13 protein-coding genes, 2 tRNA genes and 1 pseudogene are annotated in these 21,986 nt (G+C 39.1%); 6 read left to right on the top strand and 10 right to left on the bottom strand.

Features of this window, described 5'->3' with window-relative positions; translation table 11 throughout:
• Positions 1-90 precede the first annotated feature (90 nt).
• The 3 genes from QZ265_RS03810 to QZ265_RS03800 form a co-directional block, all read right to left on the bottom strand.
• A complete protein-coding gene (locus QZ265_RS03810) occupies positions 91-1,500 on the bottom strand; it encodes a wax ester/triacylglycerol synthase family O-acyltransferase (protein ID WP_296403561.1) in 1,410 nt (469 codons plus the stop codon).
• An 80-nt stretch (positions 1,501-1,580) separates the two neighbouring features.
• Positions 1,581-2,969 (bottom strand): wax ester/triacylglycerol synthase family O-acyltransferase, encoded by a 1,389-nt coding sequence (locus QZ265_RS03805; protein WP_296403559.1) that lies wholly within the window; start codon positions 2,967-2,969, stop codon positions 1,581-1,583.
• Positions 2,970-3,323: 354 nt separating this feature from the next.
• Positions 3,324-4,160: a thiazole synthase gene (locus tag QZ265_RS03800; protein ID WP_296403566.1), complete on the bottom strand. Its 837-nt coding sequence runs from the start codon at positions 4,158-4,160 to the stop codon at positions 3,324-3,326.
• A gap of 325 nt (positions 4,161-4,485) precedes the next feature.
• Here QZ265_RS03800 and QZ265_RS03795 point away from each other — a divergent pair, with 325 nt between their 5' ends.
• From QZ265_RS03795 to QZ265_RS03775, 5 genes are all read left to right on the top strand, one after another.
• Entirely contained in the window at positions 4,486-5,835 is a 1,350-nt protein-coding gene (locus QZ265_RS03795; protein ID WP_296403557.1) for a LysM peptidoglycan-binding domain-containing protein, read from the top strand.
• A gap of 313 nt (positions 5,836-6,148) precedes the next feature.
• Positions 6,149-6,667 (top strand): DUF2726 domain-containing protein, encoded by a 519-nt coding sequence (locus tag QZ265_RS03790; RefSeq protein WP_296403564.1) that lies wholly within the window; start codon positions 6,149-6,151, stop codon positions 6,665-6,667.
• A 333-nt stretch (positions 6,668-7,000) separates the two neighbouring features.
• Complete coding sequence (locus QZ265_RS03785; RefSeq protein ID WP_296403555.1) at positions 7,001-9,088, top strand: catalase; 2,088 nt, start codon at positions 7,001-7,003, stop codon at positions 9,086-9,088.
• Between the two features lie 260 nt (positions 9,089-9,348).
• The gene (locus tag QZ265_RS03780) at positions 9,349-10,977 is read left to right on the top strand and encodes an inorganic phosphate transporter (protein WP_296403554.1); all 1,629 of its coding nucleotides are present in this window, start codon (positions 9,349-9,351) and stop codon (positions 10,975-10,977) included.
• A 387-nt stretch (positions 10,978-11,364) separates the two neighbouring features.
• Complete coding sequence (locus tag QZ265_RS03775) at positions 11,365-12,147, top strand: MBL fold metallo-hydrolase (RefSeq protein ID WP_296403552.1); 783 nt, start codon at positions 11,365-11,367, stop codon at positions 12,145-12,147.
• Between the two features lie 170 nt (positions 12,148-12,317).
• Here QZ265_RS03775 and QZ265_RS03770 read toward each other — a convergent pair.
• The 7 genes from QZ265_RS03770 to leuS form a co-directional block, all read right to left on the bottom strand.
• A tRNA-Lys gene (locus tag QZ265_RS03770) sits at positions 12,318-12,393 on the bottom strand.
• Between the two features lie 344 nt (positions 12,394-12,737).
• Positions 12,738-12,813 (bottom strand) — tRNA-Lys (locus QZ265_RS03765).
• A gap of 268 nt (positions 12,814-13,081) precedes the next feature.
• Positions 13,082-15,106, bottom strand: coding sequence for a MacB family efflux pump subunit (locus tag QZ265_RS03760; protein ID WP_296403562.1), 2,025 nt, complete (start codon positions 15,104-15,106; stop codon positions 13,082-13,084).
• A 270-nt stretch (positions 15,107-15,376) separates the two neighbouring features.
• Positions 15,377-16,777, bottom strand: a complete 1,401-nt coding sequence (locus QZ265_RS03755; RefSeq protein WP_296403550.1) for an efflux RND transporter periplasmic adaptor subunit — start codon at positions 16,775-16,777, stop codon at positions 15,377-15,379.
• Positions 16,778-17,083: 306 nt separating this feature from the next.
• Positions 17,084-18,190 carry a DNA polymerase III subunit delta gene (locus tag QZ265_RS03750; RefSeq protein WP_296403549.1) on the bottom strand — a complete coding sequence of 369 codons (1,107 nt, stop codon included), beginning with the start codon at positions 18,188-18,190 and terminating at the stop codon, positions 17,084-17,086.
• 3 nt (positions 18,191-18,193) lie between these two features.
• A complete protein-coding gene (locus tag QZ265_RS03745) occupies positions 18,194-18,883 on the bottom strand; it encodes a hypothetical protein (protein ID WP_296403547.1) in 690 nt (229 codons plus the stop codon).
• 3 nt (positions 18,884-18,886) lie between these two features.
• The gene (gene leuS / locus QZ265_RS03740) at positions 18,887-21,544 is read right to left on the bottom strand and encodes a leucine--tRNA ligase (protein ID WP_296403545.1); all 2,658 of its coding nucleotides are present in this window, start codon (positions 21,542-21,544) and stop codon (positions 18,887-18,889) included.
• 228 nt (positions 21,545-21,772) lie between these two features.
• On the opposite strand from leuS, the pseudogene QZ265_RS03735 reads away from it, so the two are divergent.
• Positions 21,773-21,986: pseudogene (locus tag QZ265_RS03735) on the top strand (ArsC/Spx/MgsR family protein); the annotation flags it as partial.

Genomic DNA, 21,986 nt, shown 5'->3' with positions numbered 1-21,986 from the left:
TAGTAAAAAACTTTTTAAAAGTATAAAAAAAAGCAATAAGGCAGACATTCCTCAAATAATACAGTCTACTATGCCTTAAATGACAAAGGGTTAAGACAGACAACAAATCCCTTCAAGCTTCTTGAGCTCTTCAGTTAATAGAACCGTTAAGTGCTCTAAATTTGGTAAAGTCTTTTTGCAGCCCACTATTCCAAAGTGCATGTTATCTATATAACTGGACATAGTGATATTTAAAGCCTGACCATTGAACAATACCGAAACTGGATATAAAGCACTCAATTTAGCACCATTCCAATAAAGAGGCTGTTTGGGTCCTGGGACATTTGAAATGATAATATTAAAAGCTTGTTTTTTGGGGTAGGCATTGGTTAATACGTTTACTCCTTCCCAAGCATAGCTGATCGCACTGTAATTAATGACTTGCGCCTGCTCCATGCGTCCAAACTTATCTTTGCCGATACGCATACTGTCATGAATGGTTTGGATTCTCTTTATAGGGTCAGTCGTATCCGTGGCTAAATTACAAAGTACCAAGGAAGTCTGGTTACCCCAAGCACTGTCATCTTTACGTAGAGAGACAGGGACGAAAGCGATAAGGGGGTCTTCTGGCAGCTGTTTTAATTTTAAAAGATAGCCGCGTAGAGCGCCAGAACACATGGCTAACCCCACATCATTAACACTGCATTGTAAACTTTCAGCAATCTTTTTAAGCCTAGACAAATTATAGGTACTGGCTATAATCGTTCTATTGTTGGAAATAGGTTGGTTTAAAATACTTTTTGGGGCCTGCAAGGTTGAAACAAATCCAGGTTCATCTCGTTCTTTAAGTCCATTTTTGAGTTCACCAAACACCGGCTTAATAGTACCAATTTGTTCTTTGATGATTCCGCCAAACGTACGTTTGATAGGCGCAATTTGTTCTATATTCTTTTTATCTCGTCTTAGTAACGCCCAAGGTGGTAACATCATAATTTCGCTTGCAGAAGTTGATAGAGACTTCTCAACTATACGCATTGCCGCCACACCATCTACTAACGCATGATGAATTTTGAAATACAAAGCAAAACGCTTAGGCTTTGAATCAGCATTTGTATTAATCTCATCAATATATGTATCTGTATCTATCCCATCCATATCAATACCTTCGATAATATGACATTCCCATAGAGGGTAATCCTTATCTAGCATATTGGCATGCACATCTGAGACATAGGTTAATAAAGCAGTAGCAGAATGCGACTTAGGTAGCACAGTATGGTGGAAGTGATAGTGGATATCAAAATTATTCGAGGTCTTCCAAAACGTTAAGTTGTGCAGAACTTGATTAAAAGGAAAGGTCGGCGGTATATCAGTTTTACGCATCTGTCGCACTAAATTTGAAACAAAGTCAGGTTCTGCGTGTTTGGGAATATCAAATAAAAACAGCCCTCCAACGTGCATGGGCTGTTTGTGTCTTTCTATTAAAAAAAATAATTGCTCTATCAAAGAAACTACGCGCATATGACCTCGTGCTACTGATGCTCTAAAGCTCAAAAAGCTTCTAATTTATTGAAGCTCTTTGTACCAAATGATTTGGACAGTTATTCCCTAATACCCAGTTTTCGTTCATGACAGATTTGTTCTAAATTAGCCAATTCGATTTCAAGTAGCTTTAATAAATTTTGGATTTTGGGTAAGGTTTTACTACAAGCAACGATACCAAATTCGATTTTGTCCAAATAACTGGCCAAAGTGATGTTTAATGCTTGACCATTGAATAAAATAGAGGCTGGATATAACGCCCTCAATTCAGCACCATTCCAGTATAGCTTTCTGTCGGAGCCTGGCACGTTGGATATAATAAGGTTAAAAGCCTGTTTTTTTGGGTAAGCACTGGTTAATACGTTGACCAATTCCCAACTGTAAGCCACTAAGCTGTAATTGATTACTTCCGCTTGTGTCATACGTCCAAAGCGTAGCTTACCGTCGTTCATGCTATTGTGAACCAATTTTAAGCGACTAAGGGGGTTTTCCAAATGGGTCCCAAGATTACACAGAATAAATGCAAATTGGTTGCCTGAAGCGCTTCTATCTTTACGCATTGAATAAGGCACCCACGCAATCAAAGGTTCATCAGGCAGCTCATTAATTGATAATAAATAACTACGTAAGGCACCTGAACAAATGGTAAGTACCACATCGTTAATGCTTACCCCTAAGTTGTTGGCGATATATTTGAATCTTTCAATATCATAAGATTCAGCAATGAAGCGTCTCGAACTTGATATACTTTGGTTTAATATGCTAGCTGGAGCTTGAGTGGTTTTAACAAAGCTAGAGTTTTTTGCCTGATTTAAAGTATAGGCGATTTCTGTAAGTACAGGCTTAGCCGTGCTTAATTGTTCTTTGATAATGCTTAAAGCAGAGCTGCTTCTATCCGGCAGAATCGTCTCAATCTCATAACGATGGCGCATCATCAATGACCATAATGGCAAGGTAATGGTCTCTTTTGGAGATTGAGATAAAGATTTTTGTACCAAACGCATGGCTGCTACACCGTCAACCATCGAATGATGAATTTTAAAATACAAACCAAACCGCTTAGGTCGACCTTCTGACTCTGGTGCTATACCCTCGATAATATGACATTCCCATAATGGTCGAGCTCTGTCTAAAGGGCGGCCATGTTCTTTAGAAATGTAGGAGAACAGTTCGCGCACGCGGGCAGGCTTGGGTAGGGCAATATGACGCAGATGGTGTTCAACATCGAACTCTTCGTCTTTGGTCCAATAGGTCAAGTTATGAAGTACTTGATTAAACGGAAAAGTAGGTGGCGTTTTTGATCTTTGCATCTGCTGTACTAGCGATAATACAAAATCTGCATCAGCATCTACCGGCACCTCAAATAAAAACAAGCCCCCAACATGCATGGGCTGTTTACGTTTTTCTAGCAACAAAAAAAGTAAATCTAAGATAGATAATAAACGCATAGCAATCCTTTGCTTAAATTAAATAACTGTTGAAAAATAAAGAAACTTTAGCCGTTAACTCACTATCATTTTTTATGATGACTCTCCTACTTAAGCTGATACCAATAGTCATGCAAAACCTATTCCATTAATCCAATAAAATTAATCATAACTTAAGTATAGAAGGATTAGTTAAACAATATGGCAAATTAATTATTTTGTAAACTCAAAAAAACAGTGAAAATTTAGTTTTTATAAGATAACTAATATTTTAGACCAATCTTAATAATAAGAGATTTATCTAAAAGATAAGGCTTAAAACTATATCCATAATGTTTATAATCTACTTATTATGAGTTTAATTCACTTCAGATGTTACTGAAAAAAATAACCAGTCTGCGGTGAGCTTGGCACAGCCATTTTACGCTTTGGCATACGACCAGCTAAATACGAGGCTCGACCTGCCCAAATTGCATGTTTCATAGCATGTGCCATTAAAACTGGATCATTTGCATTGGCAATAGCCGAGTTCATAAGTACCCCATCACACCCAAGTTCCATGGCAATCGCCGCGTCCGAAGCTGCGCCTACACCCGCATCTACTAGAACCGGAATATTTTGCGCTTTGGTGTTTTCAATGATAATGCTTAAATTATGTGGGTTTAATAAACCTAAGCCTGACCCAATCAAGCTACCTAGCGGCATTATTGCCACGCAGCCCATGCTGACTAGCTCTTTTGCCACAATGGGGTCATCAGAGGTATAAACCATCACTTCAAACCCATCTTCAATTAACTTCTGTGCCGCCACTAGGGTTGCAGTAATATTCGGATACAATGTTTCTTGATCGCCCAAAACTTCAAGCTTAACGAGATTATTTCCATCTAAAAGCTCACGTGAAAGTTGACAGGTACGTATAGCGGTATCTGCATCAAAACAACCTGCAGTATTGGGCAAAATAGTATATTTTTCAGGTGAAATAACGTCCAACAGATTGGGTTGATCACGATGCTGACCAATATTAGTACGACGGATTGCCACAGTGACAATTTCTGCACCAGAAGCTTCAATTGCCTCACCAGTTTGTTGTAAGTCTTTATATTTACCTGTACCAACCAATAGTCTAGAAGAAAAAGTACGGCTACCTATTTTGAAGCTATCATTTTGAATGGTTTTGATAGTTGAGAGATTTTCATTATTTAGAGTTTGCATGGTGGTTCCAGCTGTCTTGAGGTAAGTAGAATAGGTGATTTTATTCATAAAATTATTTTAATTACCCTTCCTCAGGGTGATGTTTCATTATTATAGCAAATAAGCACATAATACTGGTTTATTATAGATAGCTAATTGATACTTTTGATTTTTAAAATGATTTATTAATTTTTAGTATGTTGTAACTATTCAAACACAGAAGGCTTTAGACGACTAGATAGCAGACATCCTTTGAGTAATCCTTTATAATCAATAGTAATTAATAGATATTAACAGTCTATGTTCATCGTACTGTTTAAGCATTAGAAAAGACAAGGGTTGGTATATGAATTCATCGAGACAATTGTTATTGGGTACAGGTGTTTTTATTGGGGGCGGCATATTGCTGTTGTCGCTCGTGAAACAAATGGATACTCCAAAAGATAATTTAATAGATAATGCTGTTAAAGTTGAACAAGTCAGCACAGCAGCGAAATCTGATCAGGATCCTTTAACCGCTGATCTTGAAACAGAAGAACGTATTTTGGCTCAAAAACGTCTTGAGCGTGAAAGAAAAATGGCTCAACTTGATCAAAAAACACGTGATTTTTTGACTCAGCAAGAAAGCGCTGAAGCCTTAGCTATGCAAAAGGCACGTTTGGAAAATGAGCAATATACTAGTGGTTCAGCTGAACCAGTTGTAGATGAAATGCCAACGTCACAACTTAATACTTCTGTACCAGTTCCAGTAACGCGCCCAGTGGTAACCGCTCGACCTGTGGAACAAACAGTAAGCACCGCTCAGACGCCAATTCCTAATCAATCACAGACTACAAATCAAGTCTTTAAAGCAAAGACTGAGTCAAGGACCGAACCAAAAACCGAAACAAAGGTACAAGCTGAAGTAGCTTCTTCCAATGCCTCTAACAGTACTCAAAAACACACTGTAAAAAGTGGCGAAGGATTGATTAGATTATCACGTCAATACAATGTGCCGGTTGCCGCTATTTTACAGGCCAACAAGCTGTCTAAGGATTCAAATATTCATGTCGGACAACAAATTAATATTCCTTCAAGCAGTCAGGTAGATCGATTGGTACGAGACTACAATGCAAGGAATAATGTTCAAACTAAGCCGCAGCAAACTCAAGTAACTAGTAATAAGCCTACTTCCAGTTCGAATCAAGCGCCTACCAGTCAGCAAGGTCATCAAGTCAAATCTGGTGATGGCTTAATTAAGCTTGCTCGCCAATATAATGTACCAGTGGAAGCTTTGGCCCAAGCCAATAATATAAGTACCAATACATCGTTAAGAGTAGGACAGAAGATTTCAATTCCGTCGCGTAAGCAAGTAGAAAGGTTACAGCGTGAAGCCCAGAACAAGATATCTGCAGAACAAAACAAGCGTGAAGCACAGCAGCGTTTGGCAGAAGCCCGTCGTAAAGCGGCCAGTGGTGAAGCTAAAGGTACATTTGGGGTGCAGATAGCGCTAGCAGATAGCCAAAGTAAAGCAGATCAGATTGTTAAAGAACTTCGTGCCGCTGGATATCCTGCAACTACCAGTGCAACCAGTAAAGGCGTAAGGGTTGTTGTTGGTCCTGAAAAAGGAAAAGAAGCTGCTCTTGCGCTCAAAGACAAAATTAATGCAGATCCTAAAGCCGACGTAAATAACGCTTGGGTACTTTATTGGCGTTAACTTTAATAACTAAGTATTCTTTATTCTATAACTTATAGCAGTGGTTATGGATGCAGAATTAGTTATAGATCTCATTTTGTTGACACGACACTAGATGTCGTGTTTTTTTATGAGCGTTTATAAATTAGTTAGAGTTATTAGGTGTTAATGAGATAATAGCAGATAGAAATAAGCTTAAAGACATATTTTATTTTAATTGCTACAAGAATATTCTAGAGTGTTAATTTAGCGGTAAAAAGGATTTATAGATAAATCCTGTTTACTATATATGATAAATACGTTTGAGAGAAGGCGGTATGCGTTAGTGGACTTTATGGTATTAGGTGTCATGGTATTAGTCGCACTCATTATTTTGATGAGTATTATTGGTCAACGACGTCACGATACTACAAAACAAAAACCAGTAAGAGGGGATGAACTGCCAATTTGGCCATTTGAAACGATGCCCATTATGACCGATACAGAAGTCTTGTTTTTTGCCAAACTGCAGCAAGCAGTCCCAGAGTATTATATTTTTAGCCAAGTACAGTTGTCGCGCATTATACATCCGAGTGAAGAGGCTGGACAAGATAAACATTTTTGGCTAAATCGCATCTGTCGTCAAAGTGTGGATTATGTATTGGTAGACAAAGATGCTCAAACCACTTTGTTAGCCATTGAGCTTGATGATTGGACTCATGAGAGTGCGACGCGAGTAAAGGCGGATGAGAAAAAAGACAAAGCGTTGGCAAGCGCCGGTATTCCTATTTTGCGATTCCATGCCGAGCGTATGCCTAGTGTATCAATACTACGTCACGACATAAAGACGGTCATAACCAAATATTTTGATTAAGTTGCGATTTTAATTATCTATAAAATTTATGAAGTCATTGTAAGAAATGGATGTCATAAATATTCAAGTTTTATTAACGCTCGTAATACATATCTAACTAAATTCAAACAGGTCTTTCTGTATTTTTGAGTAATATATGAACTAACTAATTTTTATTTTTTGAAATGAAGCTAGTTATTTTTGAAATGACGTTTGAGATGAAGCTAGAATATAAAAAGCTAGGATATATATCATATAAATTTATAATTTCATTGTTTCGATTTCAGCATTGATTTGACTTAAATTTTATGACTAATTTGTTATTTTATTAACTCACCCAGCAAGGACATAATAATGAAAACCACAATAAACCATTCAGATCCTGTTAAAACTTTAGATCAAGTTGCCGGCAATGGCGGTGAACCACAGTATCAAGCTGAAGGCGACATTCCAAATCTAACAACCCAACAAGGTGTTGTTATTTCTGATAATCAAAACTCTTTAAAACGTGACCCACGTGGTCCTACGCTATTAGAAGACTTTGTATTACGTGAGAAAATTACTCATTTTGACCATGAGCGTATTCCAGAGCGTATTGTTCATGCTCGTGGTACGGGTGCACATGGTTATTTTGAATTAACTGAATCATTAGCACAATATACCACCGCTAAAATCTTAACCGAGACTGGTGTTCAAACACCATTATTTACTCGTTTTTCAACTGTAGCAGGTAATAAAGGTTCTAAAGACACACCTCGTGACGTACGAGGATTTGCTGTTAAAATGTATACTTCAGAAGGTAACTGGGATATCGTTGGTAACAACATGCCAGTCTTTTTTATTCAAGATGCGATTAAATTTCCTGATTTGATCCATGCTGTTAAACCAGAGCCTGATCGTGGTTTCCCACAAGCTGCCTCTGCACACGATACTTTTTGGGATTTCGTTTCACTAAGTCCTGAGACTTTCCACAACCTTATGTGGTTAATGAGTGACCGTGCTCTACCGCGTAGCCTTCGCATGATGGAAGGCTTTGGTATTCATAGTTATCGTTTACTTGATAAAGACGGTAAGAGTACCTTTGTGCGTTTCCATTGGAAGCCAAAGTTAGGCGTACAATCGTTAATATGGGATGAAGCTGTTAAAATCTCTGGCGCTGATCCTGACTATAATCGCCGTGATTTATTCGAATCTATTCAAATGGGTGATTACCCAGAGTGGGAATTTGGTGTTCAGTTATTTACTGAAGAAGAAGCTGATAAATTCCCATTTGACCATTTAGATGCTACCAAACTTATTCCTGAAGAATTAGTGCCTGTGAAAATCATAGGTAAAATGGTACTAAACCGTTATCCTGATAACTTCTTCGCTGAAACTGAGCAAGTGGCGTTTTGTCCTTCACATCTGCCAAATGGTATCGACTTTTCAAATGATCCGTTATTGCATGGTCGTTTGCATAGCTATTTAGATACTCAGTTATCACGTTTAGGGTCACCTAACTTCGCTCAGATTCCTATTAATGCGCCAAAATGTCCATTTGCTAGTAATCAGCAAGATGGTCATATGCAAATGCATGTGCCAAAAGGTCGCACCCTTTACGAACCACAAAGTTTAGAGCCAGGTAAACCTCGCGCTAATATCAAAGAAGGTTTCAAATCGTTCGCTGAAAAGTGTGATGATGGCGTTAAAGGTCGCATTCGTGCAGAAAGTTTTGCCGATCATTACAGCCAACCACGTATGTTCTATCGCAGTCAAACTCCAGCTGAGCAAGCACACATTGCAACCGCGTTTGCATTTGAATTAGGTAAAGTTGAAACTGCTCATGTACGTACGCGCACTTTAAGTCATTTGATCAATATTGATCAAGATCTTGCCAACCGTGTGGCTACTGCACTTGGTATGGACCTTCCCGAAGCGGCTAAACCTCAAGCACCTATTCTTGATATGCCTGAGTCTCCTGCGGTTCAAACTATTAGTTTAAGCCCAAAAATGTTAAAAGGTCGTCAAGTCGGCATTTTAGTAGGTGCAGGATCGAAGAAAGCAACTATCGAGAAATATGAAAATGCGGTTAAAGCTGCTGGTGGTAGTGTTAAAATTGTAGCGCCTAGCATTGAAGTCAAACTTGATGACGGTACAACCATTCAAGCTGACGAACGTGTCGCTGGTGCGCCGTCTGTGTTATTTGATGCCGTTGTCAGTATCATCATGCCAGATGTTGCTCAAAAACTTGCTAAAGACAGCTCTACTCTTGACTGGTTTAATGATGCTTTCAATCATTGTAAAGCTATTTCTTACTGCCCGGCTACTGCAGAATTCATCTTAAGTAAACTCCCTATTGAAAAAGATGAGTTTGTAACGCCTCTAGAAGAGTTAGATACCTTTATCGAAAATGCTAAAACTCGTCTATGGGAACGTGAACCTAAGGTTCGTGATTTAGCTTAATTTTTATTAGATTGTGATTAACTGATTATTAATCGTTATTTAGTAAGATAGTCATAATTTAACTTATTAGTAATTATCTAAAACCAGTCATATTTTTATGGCTGGTTTTTTTGATTTTAAAATTCTTTCGCGAATAATAAGTTAAATACTAAGTACACAAAATAATCCTTAAATTTAAAAAGGTTATAATAATTATTGTCATATGAATGTCATATAACGGGAGCATAATTTGATAAATTATATCTTCTAGGAGTAACCTTGTGACTTCATCAACATCTATAGATAGCATATCTCCACATAATGATCCTCGTCCAAAACTTGATAAACGTCCTGGTCTTCTAACAATTATGGTTTTCATAATTGTCCTACTAGGAGGGTTGGCTTATACGTTTATGAATTTGCAGCATGATATACAAAGCAGTTTTGATGCGCCTACTACCATATTGCCATATATATTATTGGGAGTAGCGTTACTCATTGCTTTGGCATTTGAATTTGTTAACGGATTTCATGACACAGCCAATGCTGTAGCCACTGTTATCTATACCCATGCTTTACCTGCACCCTTTGCGGTAGTTTGGTCAGGCTTTTTTAACTTTTTAGGCGTTTTACTATCTTCAGGATTAGTAGCCTTTAGTATTGTGGCTTTATTACCCGTAGAGTTAATTCTACAAGTTGGTTCAGCCAATGGGTTTGCCATGATTTTTGCCCTATTGATTGCGGCAATATTATGGAATTTAGGCACATGGTATCTAGGTTTACCTGCCTCATCATCACATACGTTAGTTGGTTCTATTGTTGGCGTTGGTATAGCCAATGCATTAATGCGTGGCCGAGGTGCAACGGCTGGGGTAGACTGGGCACAAGTTGAAAAAGTTGGTATGGCATTATTGGTCTCTCCAATTGTCGGTTTTGCATTCGCAGCCTTAGTATTTTGGCTCATGAAAAAACTTCTTGCTAAACGTCCTGAACTATTTGAAGCCCCTAAAGGTAACAAGCCACCACCATTATGGGTAAGGGCATTACTAATTTTCACTTGTACAGGTGTGTCGTTTTTTCATGGTTCTAACGACGGACAAAAAGGCATGGGTTTAATCATGTTGATTTTGGTTGGTGTTGTGCCAATGGCCTATGGTCTTAACCATGCTATCTCCAAAGAAGATACTGCTCAATTCTCAGCATTAGCGCAAGTGACCGCACAAGATTTACGCAGCATTGATCCTGCATATGCACAAGCGCATCCTGCTGACCATCGTAAAGTTTTAACCAATTATATTCAAACTAAAGAAATGACTCCTGAATTGGTACCTGCCTTAGCAGATACTATTGAAGATATTGGAGACCAAGTACGCACAGAACCTGATATGAAGCGCTGGGACAGTAAAGTGGTTACTAACGTTCGTAACGATATGTATTTAACTTCAGAAGCAATTAAAAACATTGAAAAACAGCAACCCGATATGTTCGCTGGTAAAACTAAAGAAGACATTGACGGTTTCAAACGTAATATAGATAGTGCGACGAAATTTATACCAACATGGGTAAAAGTCATTGTTGCTTTAGCACTTGGTTTAGGTACCATGGTGGGTTGGAAACGTATTGTGGTCACAGTAGGTGAAAAAATCGGTAAAAATCATTTGACCTATGCTCAGGGTGCTTCAGCCGAATTAGTCGCTATGGCAACTATTGGCGCAGCGGATGTATTTGGCCTTCCTGTATCTACAACGCATGTTCTGTCTTCAGGTGTCGCAGGAACAATGGTTGCTAATAAATCAGGGCTACAAATGTCTACAGTTAAGAATTTAGCCATGGCATGGGTGTTAACTTTACCTGCAGCGATTATATTATCTGGATCATTATTTTGGGTATTTAGTAAGTTATTTTCTTAGAGCCGCCTTTAAATAGAGTTTTAAAGTAAAATAATCCCTATAATTTTAAGCCAGTCATTTAATAGGACTGGCTTTTTGTTTGCACTATTAGTTTTAACTGTAACTATAGCTTTACTTCTCTAAGAGACTAATAGCAATACGATTATTAGGAGATAAAATCCATGCTATCATCAGTTACGATTAACTATTGCTATATAAAGCAGTTATATCAAATTGAACTTATAATCTTAAAGTAGATAAGTATTTCTTAGAAACGCAAAGTTTTAATGGAGCTTTGACTCTATTTTTTAATAAATCAAAAACTTACTGGTCAACATACAGACTTATACTAAGTGGCGACACAGTTTAATATGGCTTGATTATTTTTTGGTAGGGGAAAGGCAATATATGAGTTTACAACAGATCGTAGCAATAAAGGGCTATATTCAAACCACCTATCTTGCAGTTTATCCTGATAAGTTGTTGCTACTAGATGCAGGTTGTTATAGTGATGTTGAGAAAATTATTTCCTATATTACAGAGACTCTAAATCGTCCTCTGGACCAACTTAAACTGGTCATGGTCACTCATATGCACCCTGATCATGCAGGCGGGGCAAAACGTTTACAACAACTAACGGGTTGCCAAATAGCGACCGCAGCACACTACAAGCCATGGTATAACGGTGTTACAGGTAAATTAAGTCATTTAAATGATTTGATGTTAACTTATTATGTTGCCAATCGACAAGGTAAACACTTAACCTATTTGTGGTATAACCCCAAGATGAAAGCGGACTTGTATGTACATGATGGCGATACAATACCTAACTTTGATGATTGGCAAGTGTTATCAACAGCTGGACATACCGACAGAGATATCTCTTTATGGCATAAAGAAACACGCCAGGTATATGTGGCGGACTTAATACTAAAAATAAAAGCTAAATTTGTGTCACCATTTTTAATTACTTTACCTTACGTCTATAGAGAGTCGGTGACAAAAATAAGAGATTTACAGCCAGATACCGTCATATTAGCCCATGGAGGATTTGAGAAGTTAGTGAAGGAAGATTATAACGAAATCATTGCCAAAGCACCTCAGAAACCTCGAAAAATGACGATACTACATAGCATTGGTATCATGCGGTCTCAGCTAAGCTTTGGGCGGAAAAGGGCTCAAACTCCTTAATTATAAATTACTAGGTTTTAACTTAGAGGTTGCCTTATTAAATTTTTGAGGGTTCTTAAGGTTTAAAGGCTGAATAGTTTAAAATACAGTATTTGTCAGCCGTTTAGTAAGCAAAAAAAACCCCGATTACACTATAGTGTAATCGGGGTTTTAGCTATCGCTTCAATATGTGGTGGGCCGACCGCGACTCGAACGCGGGACCAATTGATTAAAAGTCAACTGCTCTACCAACTGAGCTATCGGCCCTGAGTAAGGAGATAGATGAAATCATGTTTCATCAAGAGCGCAAGGAAATTCTTTGTTTTAAACAGAATTTTCAAAAACTCAAATTCCAAACTAGGTTTTAACGTGTTAAAACAGAAAATTAAAATAGTTAATTTTCTAAAGTTTTTATACCTAAGATAGACTAAAACTAAATAAGTCTCTCTATCAGAAGAGGCATATTATACTTATCAGAATTGATATTGCAACCTAAAATTGATAAATAATGTCAATTTTATGACATCAAATCATTAATCTGATTTAAACCTTAAGGGAAAAATAAAACCCCGACTAGATCTAATCGAGGTTTTAGCTTTTACTTCAATATGTGGTGGGCCGACCGCGACTCGAACGCGGGACCAATTGATTAAAAGTCAACTGCTCTACCAACTGAGCTATCGGCCCTGAGCAAAGAAGAAGATGAAATATTGTTTCATCTTGAATCCAAGCTAGGTTTTTAACTATAAATAAAAGAAAATTAATCTAACTTTCTTTTTACATTAAAGAGTTGTTGTATCCCCTTAACGTGAGAGCACATTATACGCTTCAAAAATGAGAATGCAACCCTATATATAAAAATTTTCCGATATTTTTCAAAATGATGTCATTTTAAGATATAACTCCATTACTTGACGCACTATTCATCACAAATAAATTTATCAGACAAAAATTGTTAATCTCTTGATAAGGCTTCGACAGGATTTAACTTTGCCGCATTACGGGCCGGTAAGAAACCGAAAATTACACCAATTAAAGTTGAACAAATAAAGGCCGCGATGATCGAAGTTGGCGAATAAATAACCTTGAAGTTATCGGAGCCTATACTATTGATACCTTCACCGATTGTAAAAGCCAATAAAACTCCTAATCCACCACCCAACACGCACACGAGCACAGCTTCAATCAAGAACTGTTGCATAATGTCACTTTGGCGAGCCCCTACGGCCATACGTACCCCGATTTCATTGGTACGTTCAGTCACTGATACCAACATGATATTCATAACCCCTATACCGCCCACAATTAAAGAGATAATAGCGATAGAGGATATAAGCAGGGTCATAGTGTTGGTAGTCGATTCAATAGTTTGTCGTATTGAATCTGAGTTGCGGGTTCTAAAATCATCAGCGCCATGTCGAGACTCAATGAGATCAAAAATAGCAGATTCAGCAGCACTGGTTGAAATTTGGTTGCCAATGAGAACCACGAAACGATCAATATTTTCGCCGCCCACAATGCGAGACATCATAGTGGTATAGGGCATATAGATAGTAGGGCTGTCATTTGAGGGTCCAAATCCACCCTCGTTAGGTTCTAGTAATCCAATGACACGGCCAGGAACATTGCCAATTAGCATCACCTCGCCTATAGGGTTGTCAACATCTGCAAAAAAAGTCTTTTTGGCATTGTCGTCAATAATGATGTCCTGAGTACGCAAAGCAATACTTTGAGCATCAAATCCTTGACCCATCGCAAGCTTTTCGCCAGTAACTTCTAAATAGCCTTCGCCAACCCCGCTGATGCTGGCCGACTCCTGAACATTACGATAACGCACACTGGCACTGGTATCTAGTTGAGGGCTAACGCTAACTACATATGGCTGATTGCCCACGGCTTTGGCATCATCTGGGGTAAGGTTATGATCATTGTAGGCACGTCTGGGATCCCCATATGGATACCCATCTATCACAGTAATAGTGTTGGTACCCAGTGAGCTGATATTCGATAGAATTTGCTGCTGAGAGCCTTGACCTAAACCAACCACAGAGACCACTGAAGCAATACCTATAATAATACCAAGCATAGTTAACAATGTGCGCATCTTATGTGCACGCATTGCCAATATCGACATTCTAAAAGCTTCAGATAAGCGATCTATAAATGAGCCAAGACTACTTTTTTGTTTTTTTAAGGGTTTGGAGTGATGCGGTGAGGTAGATAGGTTGGCGTCATGGGTAGAGGCTTCGATGCTACTAGGTTCAATATCATTGGTCTGTGACTGCGTAACGTCAAAGGGTTTGAAGTGTTCATTGCGATAATCGGCAATAATATGACCATCTTTTAACTCAATGACCCGCTCTGCCTGCTCAGCAATAGAAGGGTCATGTGTCACCATGATTACTGTATGACCTTGGTTATTTAAATTTCTTAAAATCTGTAGGACATCCTGACCAGACTTACTGTCTAGTGCACCTGTCGGCTCATCGGCCAAAATAATATCACCGCCATTCATAAGCGCTCGGGCTACAGAGACTCGTTGCTGCTGACCACCAGAAAGCTGGCTTGGGCGATTATGAATTTTGTCACCAAGACCTAAATCGGTTAGTAGCTTCTCAGCACGTTGAGCACGAAATTGATTGTCCATACCAGCATAGACGGCAGGTACGGCGACGTTATCGCGCGCATCAATATCACCCAATAAATGATAGCGTTGGAATATAAAACCAAAATGCTCACGGCGTAGTTGGGCTAGCTCATCGGCATCTAACTGTTTAACTGACTTGCCGAAAATAAGATAATCACCATCCGTAGCTTTATCCAAGCAGCCTAAGATATTCATTAAGGTAGATTTGCCTGACCCTGATTGACCAATAATGGCCACCATCTCGCCTTGATAAATGGTGAGGTTTAAACCATGCAAGATACGAATGGTTTGCTCACCGGCGATGAATTCACGAATGAGGTTTGACACCTGCATCACAGGATTTCTACCTGATAAATGTCCATAAGCAGTCTGATGTTGTGACAAACTAGTAGTAGGAGTATCTTCTACCGAAGGCTGTTGGGGTGTGGTCATAATTATGTCTTCAATCTAGGCAAGCATACCCTAAGTTAGCTATGAAATTATGAGCAAGGATAGGGGGGTACAAATTGAGTGGATTACCTATCTTGCCGCAATGGGCGAGGTCGTACAAATAATTTGCAATAAAGTGTGATTATGCGTTCACACTGAATCTTAAAACATTAATTACATACCCGGTGGACGACGACTTTGTTTACCACTAGCTTTGTCACTTGAGTTCTCACCAATAATCACCACTTCTCCTAACTTAAGGCCGCTTAGGATCTGAGCATTTACTCGGTTGTCGATGCCTACTTTGACAGGCCTATTCTCAACACTACCATCACTATTTAACACCTTAACATAAGGGCCTTTGACTGGAGTGGTAGTTTGCTCAGTAGCTGTGCCGCTATTTTCAGTAGAATTGCTTGGTGCATTTGCTTTATTAGAATTTGCTAAATTATTACCAGACCCTTTTTTGATAGCTGCTGAGGGCACCAATAAGGTATTGGCAGCTTTATCAATAACCACATAAACTTGAGCAGTCATATCGATACGAAAACGACGTTCAGGGTTGGGTACTTCTATGTAACCGACATAGTAAATAGCAGAGTCGGTAGTACTGGTATTGCTAATTTGTTCTGGAGCTGGCTCAACTGCTGTCAATACAGCATCGTATTTTTTATCCGGATCACCAATGGTATTAAAATATACTGGCATACCAGCTTTCACATTTATCACATCAGCTTCTGAAATTTGGGCATTGATACGTACCGTGGATAAGTCCGCTAAAGTAACAATGGTCGGGGCAGCTTGATTGGCATTAACGGTGGTGCCTTGTTCAGTAACGACAGCAACCACAGTTCCATCTATTGGGGCACGAATGGTGGTATAACCCAAATCTGTATTTGCGGTATCTAAATTGGTTTGTGCTTTACGCAGGTCTGCTTGATTACTGACAATATTGGATTGAGAAGTAATTAGAGCAGCTTGTGCCGTTTTTATAGCTGCTTTTGCAGCAGTGACACTGGCTTGGGCTTTGTCAACTGTGGTACGAGCATTTTCTAAAGCTTGTTGACTAATGGCATTCATTGCCAATAAAGGACGCAATCTGTCATAGTCAGACTGAGCTTGTTTTAAATCCGCTTCACGACTGGCTAAATCAGCTTGTGCACTCTCCAGGCTGGCTTGACGACTATAATAATCTGCCTGCGCACTTTTTAGACCAGCCCGACTTTGCTCTAAGGTCGCTTGCTGGTTAGATAGGTTGTTTTCTTGGCTTATCTGATTGATTTGGGCAATAAGGTCGCCTTTTTTAACTTCATCACCCACTTTAACGTACAGTTTAGTCACTTCACCTGAGACCTGTGCCCCTACATCTACGGTGTTTAAAGCTTTAACTTTGCCTGAAGCCATCACATTGTTTTCAACATCACCTTTTTGAACAGTGGCTGTTATATAATTTGGCTGCTCTTTTTTGGGCTTGAATTTGTTATAGGCCAATACCGCTAATGCTATAGCAATAAGAGTAATTATTGACCATTTAATAACAGATTTTCGAGTTTTTTGATTAGAAATGAATGCCATAGCGCAGTCCGAAACTTCAGTATAGGTTTATATCAGACCATAATAGTCCAATACTTTGACAAAACTATGTTATTAAGTTTAAGAAAGGTAACATGGGTAAACTATTAATAATAGAAGAATTATAAAAGAGAGCTTGAGTTAATTAACAACTGATTAAAAAAGTGAATTAAGAATCTTAAAATATATCAGGGTAATAAAAGCTATGATAAAAAATTGTTTAAAGTAAACGCTAAATCGACTTTTCACCCCTTAACATAAAGCATTTGAGTATAGATTTATAATAAAAAGGATTAGTATAAGAGCTTACTAGAACAGCTTAATCCCTGTTACTCTAAGTGCCGCTTGTAGCAACAGTTCCCAAGCAGGCTGGCGTACAATACCCTTAACTGCTTTATCACATTGATAAAGGATATCAGGCCATTCGGCAATACTTTGCGCAGTTTGACGTTGACAAGCACCTTGATATAAAGACTGCTTGCTACTCCAAATGCCTAAATTCTGAGAGTTCTCGCCAGCCATAAGCTGCATAACGAGACGCATGTCTTTACTAATGGCCCAAAGCACTAACGGCGTGGGCTCTTCGGTAGCTTTTAACTGTTCAATAATTTTGACTACTTGGGGCGCATTGCCTGCAAGCATGGCATCGGATAAATCAAATACACTATACTGTGCATCACTAACCAAAGCATTTTTTAAGGCTTCAACATCTATATCAATAGTTGTCCCAGTAGCTTGAGTAGCGGTTGAAGTTGCTGTAGAGGCGTCAATAACTTGATGATTGCCAACTGAATTAATAGTGGGATAGGTTTGCGGTGAGTATAGGTATGATAAGCGCCATAAGGCTTGGTAAGCACTAAGAAGATGATGCTCAGTTTGAACCATCAAAAATTGCCAAGCTTCAGGCAATAAATTTAACCCAAATCGAAGAGCTCGTAATGATAAGATCTGTTGGCGCTGATTTTCATTATATAAGTTGCAGTCTATAACATGGCCAAGCTTAGAAAAAGGCAAATACCATTTACTGCTTTTTGAACGACTGTCCAGCTTACCTGTTAACCATAGCACACAGTTTTGATTGGCCCCACTATTGGCTTGAGTCGCAAAACTATGCAGTTCTTCTTGCATCGCTTTATCAGGTTTATGATTACCAGTGACAATAATGGCGCTAGCATCGTCAAATAAAGATAAACTATTAAGCTCACTCAATACGTCTTGCCAAGTCTTAGCTGAGGCTAATTCTATACGCTTTATGGCCAGATTTTGTGCTTTCCAACTGCTGCGCATGGCATCGATGAGCCATTGTTGTAACAATGCCTCATCACCGTGAGCCAACCATAAGCCAGTTAAGTTAGGAGCGTTTGCAGTCTCATTTGAACTGAGTTTTGGGTAGACATTTAAAAAGGTATCTTCCATGGCTTAAGGGTTAGATTCAGTTTCAGAGAATTGTAAGTCTGACGGCACAACTACTGTGACCTTAGAGCTTGAATTCGAATTGGTAACTGGTGCAATACGAGGTAAGCTAAGAGCCACATACTGATCAGCAATACGCTGCGCTAAGTTTTGATATAGCCAGTCTTGAACTTGTCTACCTTGCTTGTCATCAATACTTACTGTGGCTTCGTCGAACTGATAAGTACGCTCAACTTGGACCTTATTTTTTACAACCATAGGCTTATCAGGCTGATCTTTATTATTATTAAATGTTTCGTAAATCACATCGGCAGATAACACTAAGCGTACTTCGGTTAATACCCCAACTAACTCATATCGTCTTAGTTGTACATTTTCGACGCGAATGCTTGATGTAAACTGTTTATCACTGCTGTTAATTTGACGACCAATGTCATCAACCACATTAACGCCAACCGCATTCAATCGCTGTTGCAAAGGCAACTTTAAGCGAAAGCTTATAGGATCGTTTTCATTGATACTAAGGGCGGTACTTTTGACGGCATACGTCATCGGGGAGTCATAACCACGTAGGTGAAAACCACAGCCACTCAGAATCAGTGGAGTAGCCACTAAAGTAGCAGTTAATAGTGCAGTGCCTAAAACACTACACTTATTAGTAAAGGTCTTAACAATCTTAACTGATAGAGTGGTCATGATTTATCCTACTACTACGATGTTAACCAACTTATTAGGCACTACGATTTCTTTCTTAATCTCACCCGTTAAGTACTTAGTTACGCTTTCAACGGCTTTAGCTTGAGCTTTTAATTCATCAGGGTTGCTATTGGGCGCAACTTCCATCTTACCACGCACCTTACCATTAACCTGAATGACCATGGTAATGGTGTCTTGCACTAATGCAGATTTATCTACCTGAGGATAGCTGAGCTCTGTGGTATCAATACCCAACTGATCTAAAATATGTTCTGAAATATGCGGTGCATAAACGGATAACATAATCAATAAAGCGATTAGTGCTTCATGCTGAACCGCTAATGTAGCAGCATTTATTTGTTTATTGTTAGAAGTAAAAGCACCAAGCTCATTAGCCAATTCCATCAAGCTTGAAACTGGTGTGTTTAATGACAAACGGTCGCCTAAATCATTATCAATTTTAGCAATCACTTCATGTGTTTTACGGCGAAGGTTTTTTGCCAAGCTGTCTAATTCATTGTTATCAATTATTGAAATAGCCGGTAAATCTTTGACAGTAATGCCTTGTTCTTGAAGCAACTCAAGGTGTGAAACAGCCTCACGCCATACTTTTTTCAAAAAATTATAAGGGCCTTTTAACGAGTCATCTGACCATTCAAGCGTTTGGTCAGCAGGGGCAGCGAAAAGAGTATATAAACGTACAGTATCAGCGCCATACTGGTCGATTGTGGCTTGAGGATCTACGCCATTGTTCTTAGACTTAGACATCTTCTCAATTTTACCAATGGTCACAGGTTTACCGTCTGACTTTAAGATAGCTTCAATAGGTTGACCACGGTCGTCGTAACTAACGTCGACATCTTCAGCAAAGTAATAAGTTTTACTGCCATCTTCATTGTCACGATATAAGGTACCAGCCAATACCATACCTTGCGTTAATAGGTTTTTAAAAGGTTCATCACCTGATACCAAGCCTTCATCTCGCATTAGTTTATGGTAGAAGCGTGCATATAATAAGTGCATGACAGCATGTTCGACACCGCCAATGTACTGGTCAACGGGTAACCAAGTGTCTGCCGCAGTTTTATCTATCATCTGATTGTTATCATTAGGACTAACAAAACGGGCGTAGTACCAGCTCGATTCCATAAAGGTATCGAAGGTATCTGTTTCGCGTTCAGCAGAACCACCACATCTTGGGCAAGTGGTGTTTACAAACTCTGGGATATTTTTTAACGGATTGCCACGGCCATCAGGCACCACATCTAATGGCAACTTAATGGGTAAATCTGCTTCATCAACAGGAACGTTTCCGCAATATTCACAGTTAATCATTGGAATTGGGCAGCCCCAATAACGTTGACGAGATACCCCCCAGTCGCGTAGACGGAATTGAATCTTACGGCTGGCAAGCTGTTGAGGTTCAAGTTTGGCTAATATCGCTTCAAATGAACTATCAAAATCTAACCCATCAAACTCATCCGAGTTGACTAGTTTGCCACGCTCTATATAAGCGCCTTCATGATCTTCAGGCGTCTCAATAACGGTTTTAATAGGTAAATTGTATTTGCTCGCAAATTCATAGTCACGTTCGTCATGAGCCGGCACTGCCATAACAGCACCTGAGCCATAGCTCATTAACACATAGTTTGCGACCCAAACAGGCACTTCCTCACCGGTTAAGGGATGAGTAACGGTTAAGCCGGTGTCCATACCTATTTTTTCAGCCTTGGCAAGGTCAGCTTCTGCTACTGAGCCTTTTTTACATAGTTCGCAGAATTCAGCAATTTTAGGATTTTGTTCAGCGGCCAATTTGGCTAGGCGATGCTCAGCAGCCACCGCCACATAAGTTACACCCATTAGAGTGTCAGGGCGTGTGGTAAATACATCTAGAGTACTAATGTCATCGCTATTTTTGTAGGGAAAATGAACTTCCATGCCTTGACTACGACCAATCCAGTTGCGCTGCATAGTAATAACGTCACTTGGCCATTGACCTTCAAGTTGGTCTAAATCATCAAGCAACTCATCGGCATAGTCGGTAATCTTAAAGTAGTACATGGGAATGTCGCGCTTTTCTACCGGTGCGCCACTACGCCAGCCTCTACCGTCGATAACCTGCTCATTAGCAAGAACCGTATTGTCTACTGGATCCCAGTTTACTGCCGCTAGTTTTTTATACACCAATCCTTTTTTATATAACTGTAAGAAGAACCACTGCTCCCAGCGATAATACTCAGGTTCACAGGTCGCAAACTCGCGAGACCAGTCAATTGATAAACCCAGTGTTTTTAGTTGATTGCGCATGTTATCGATATTAGAAAACGTCCATTTGGCAGGCGCAACTTGGTTTGCAATAGCGGCGTTCTCTGCAGGCATACCAAAAGCATCCCAACCCATTGGCTGTAATACTTTGTCTCCCTTTAGGCGATAATAACGGCTTAAAACATCAGAAATAGTATAATTACGAACGTGACCCATGTGCAATTTGCCACTTGGATAAGGAAACATAGACAGCATATAACGGGTTTTCACATCTTTAGTGAGGTCATTGCTTACTTCAAAGCGTTTGTCAGCCGCCCATTTGGCTTGTTGTACCGGTTCAATTTCTTGAGGGTTGTAATGGTTAGGATTAACTTGTTCAGTTGCTGTCGTGCTCATAGTAGGCTCTAAGTCAAATGTTTTATCAAAGTTTTAGTGGAAAAATAGTCGTATATTGCGTTAGAAATCAGTTACGATAGCATAGCGTAAATTGACTAAAATTGCGACGGTAGCCGTCAATGTTATGCGACTTCTTAAGGCTTAATTTTCAAATTTAAGCGAATTGATCAAGGTTTTTTGAAGGATAAAAACAATGTTAATAAAATATAATAAAAAGGGGATAAATCGATGTCAGTGATTATTTACGGTATTAAATCTTGTAGTACTATGAAAAAGGCATTTACCAAACTTGAAGATTTAGAAGTTGATTACCAGTTTCATGACTATAAAAAAAAGGCATTGATAAGAAAAGCATTCAACGCTGGGTTGATGAATTAGGTATTGAAAAGGTACTTAATAAACGTGGTACCACTTGGCGTAAACTAAGCGATGAACAAAAACA

Source organism: Psychrobacter sp., assembly GCF_018260395.1.
Lineage (GTDB): Bacteria > Pseudomonadota > Gammaproteobacteria > Pseudomonadales > Moraxellaceae > Psychrobacter.
The sequence above is the reverse complement of the archived record's forward strand: the minus strand, read 5'-3'. Positions and strand labels throughout refer to the sequence as shown.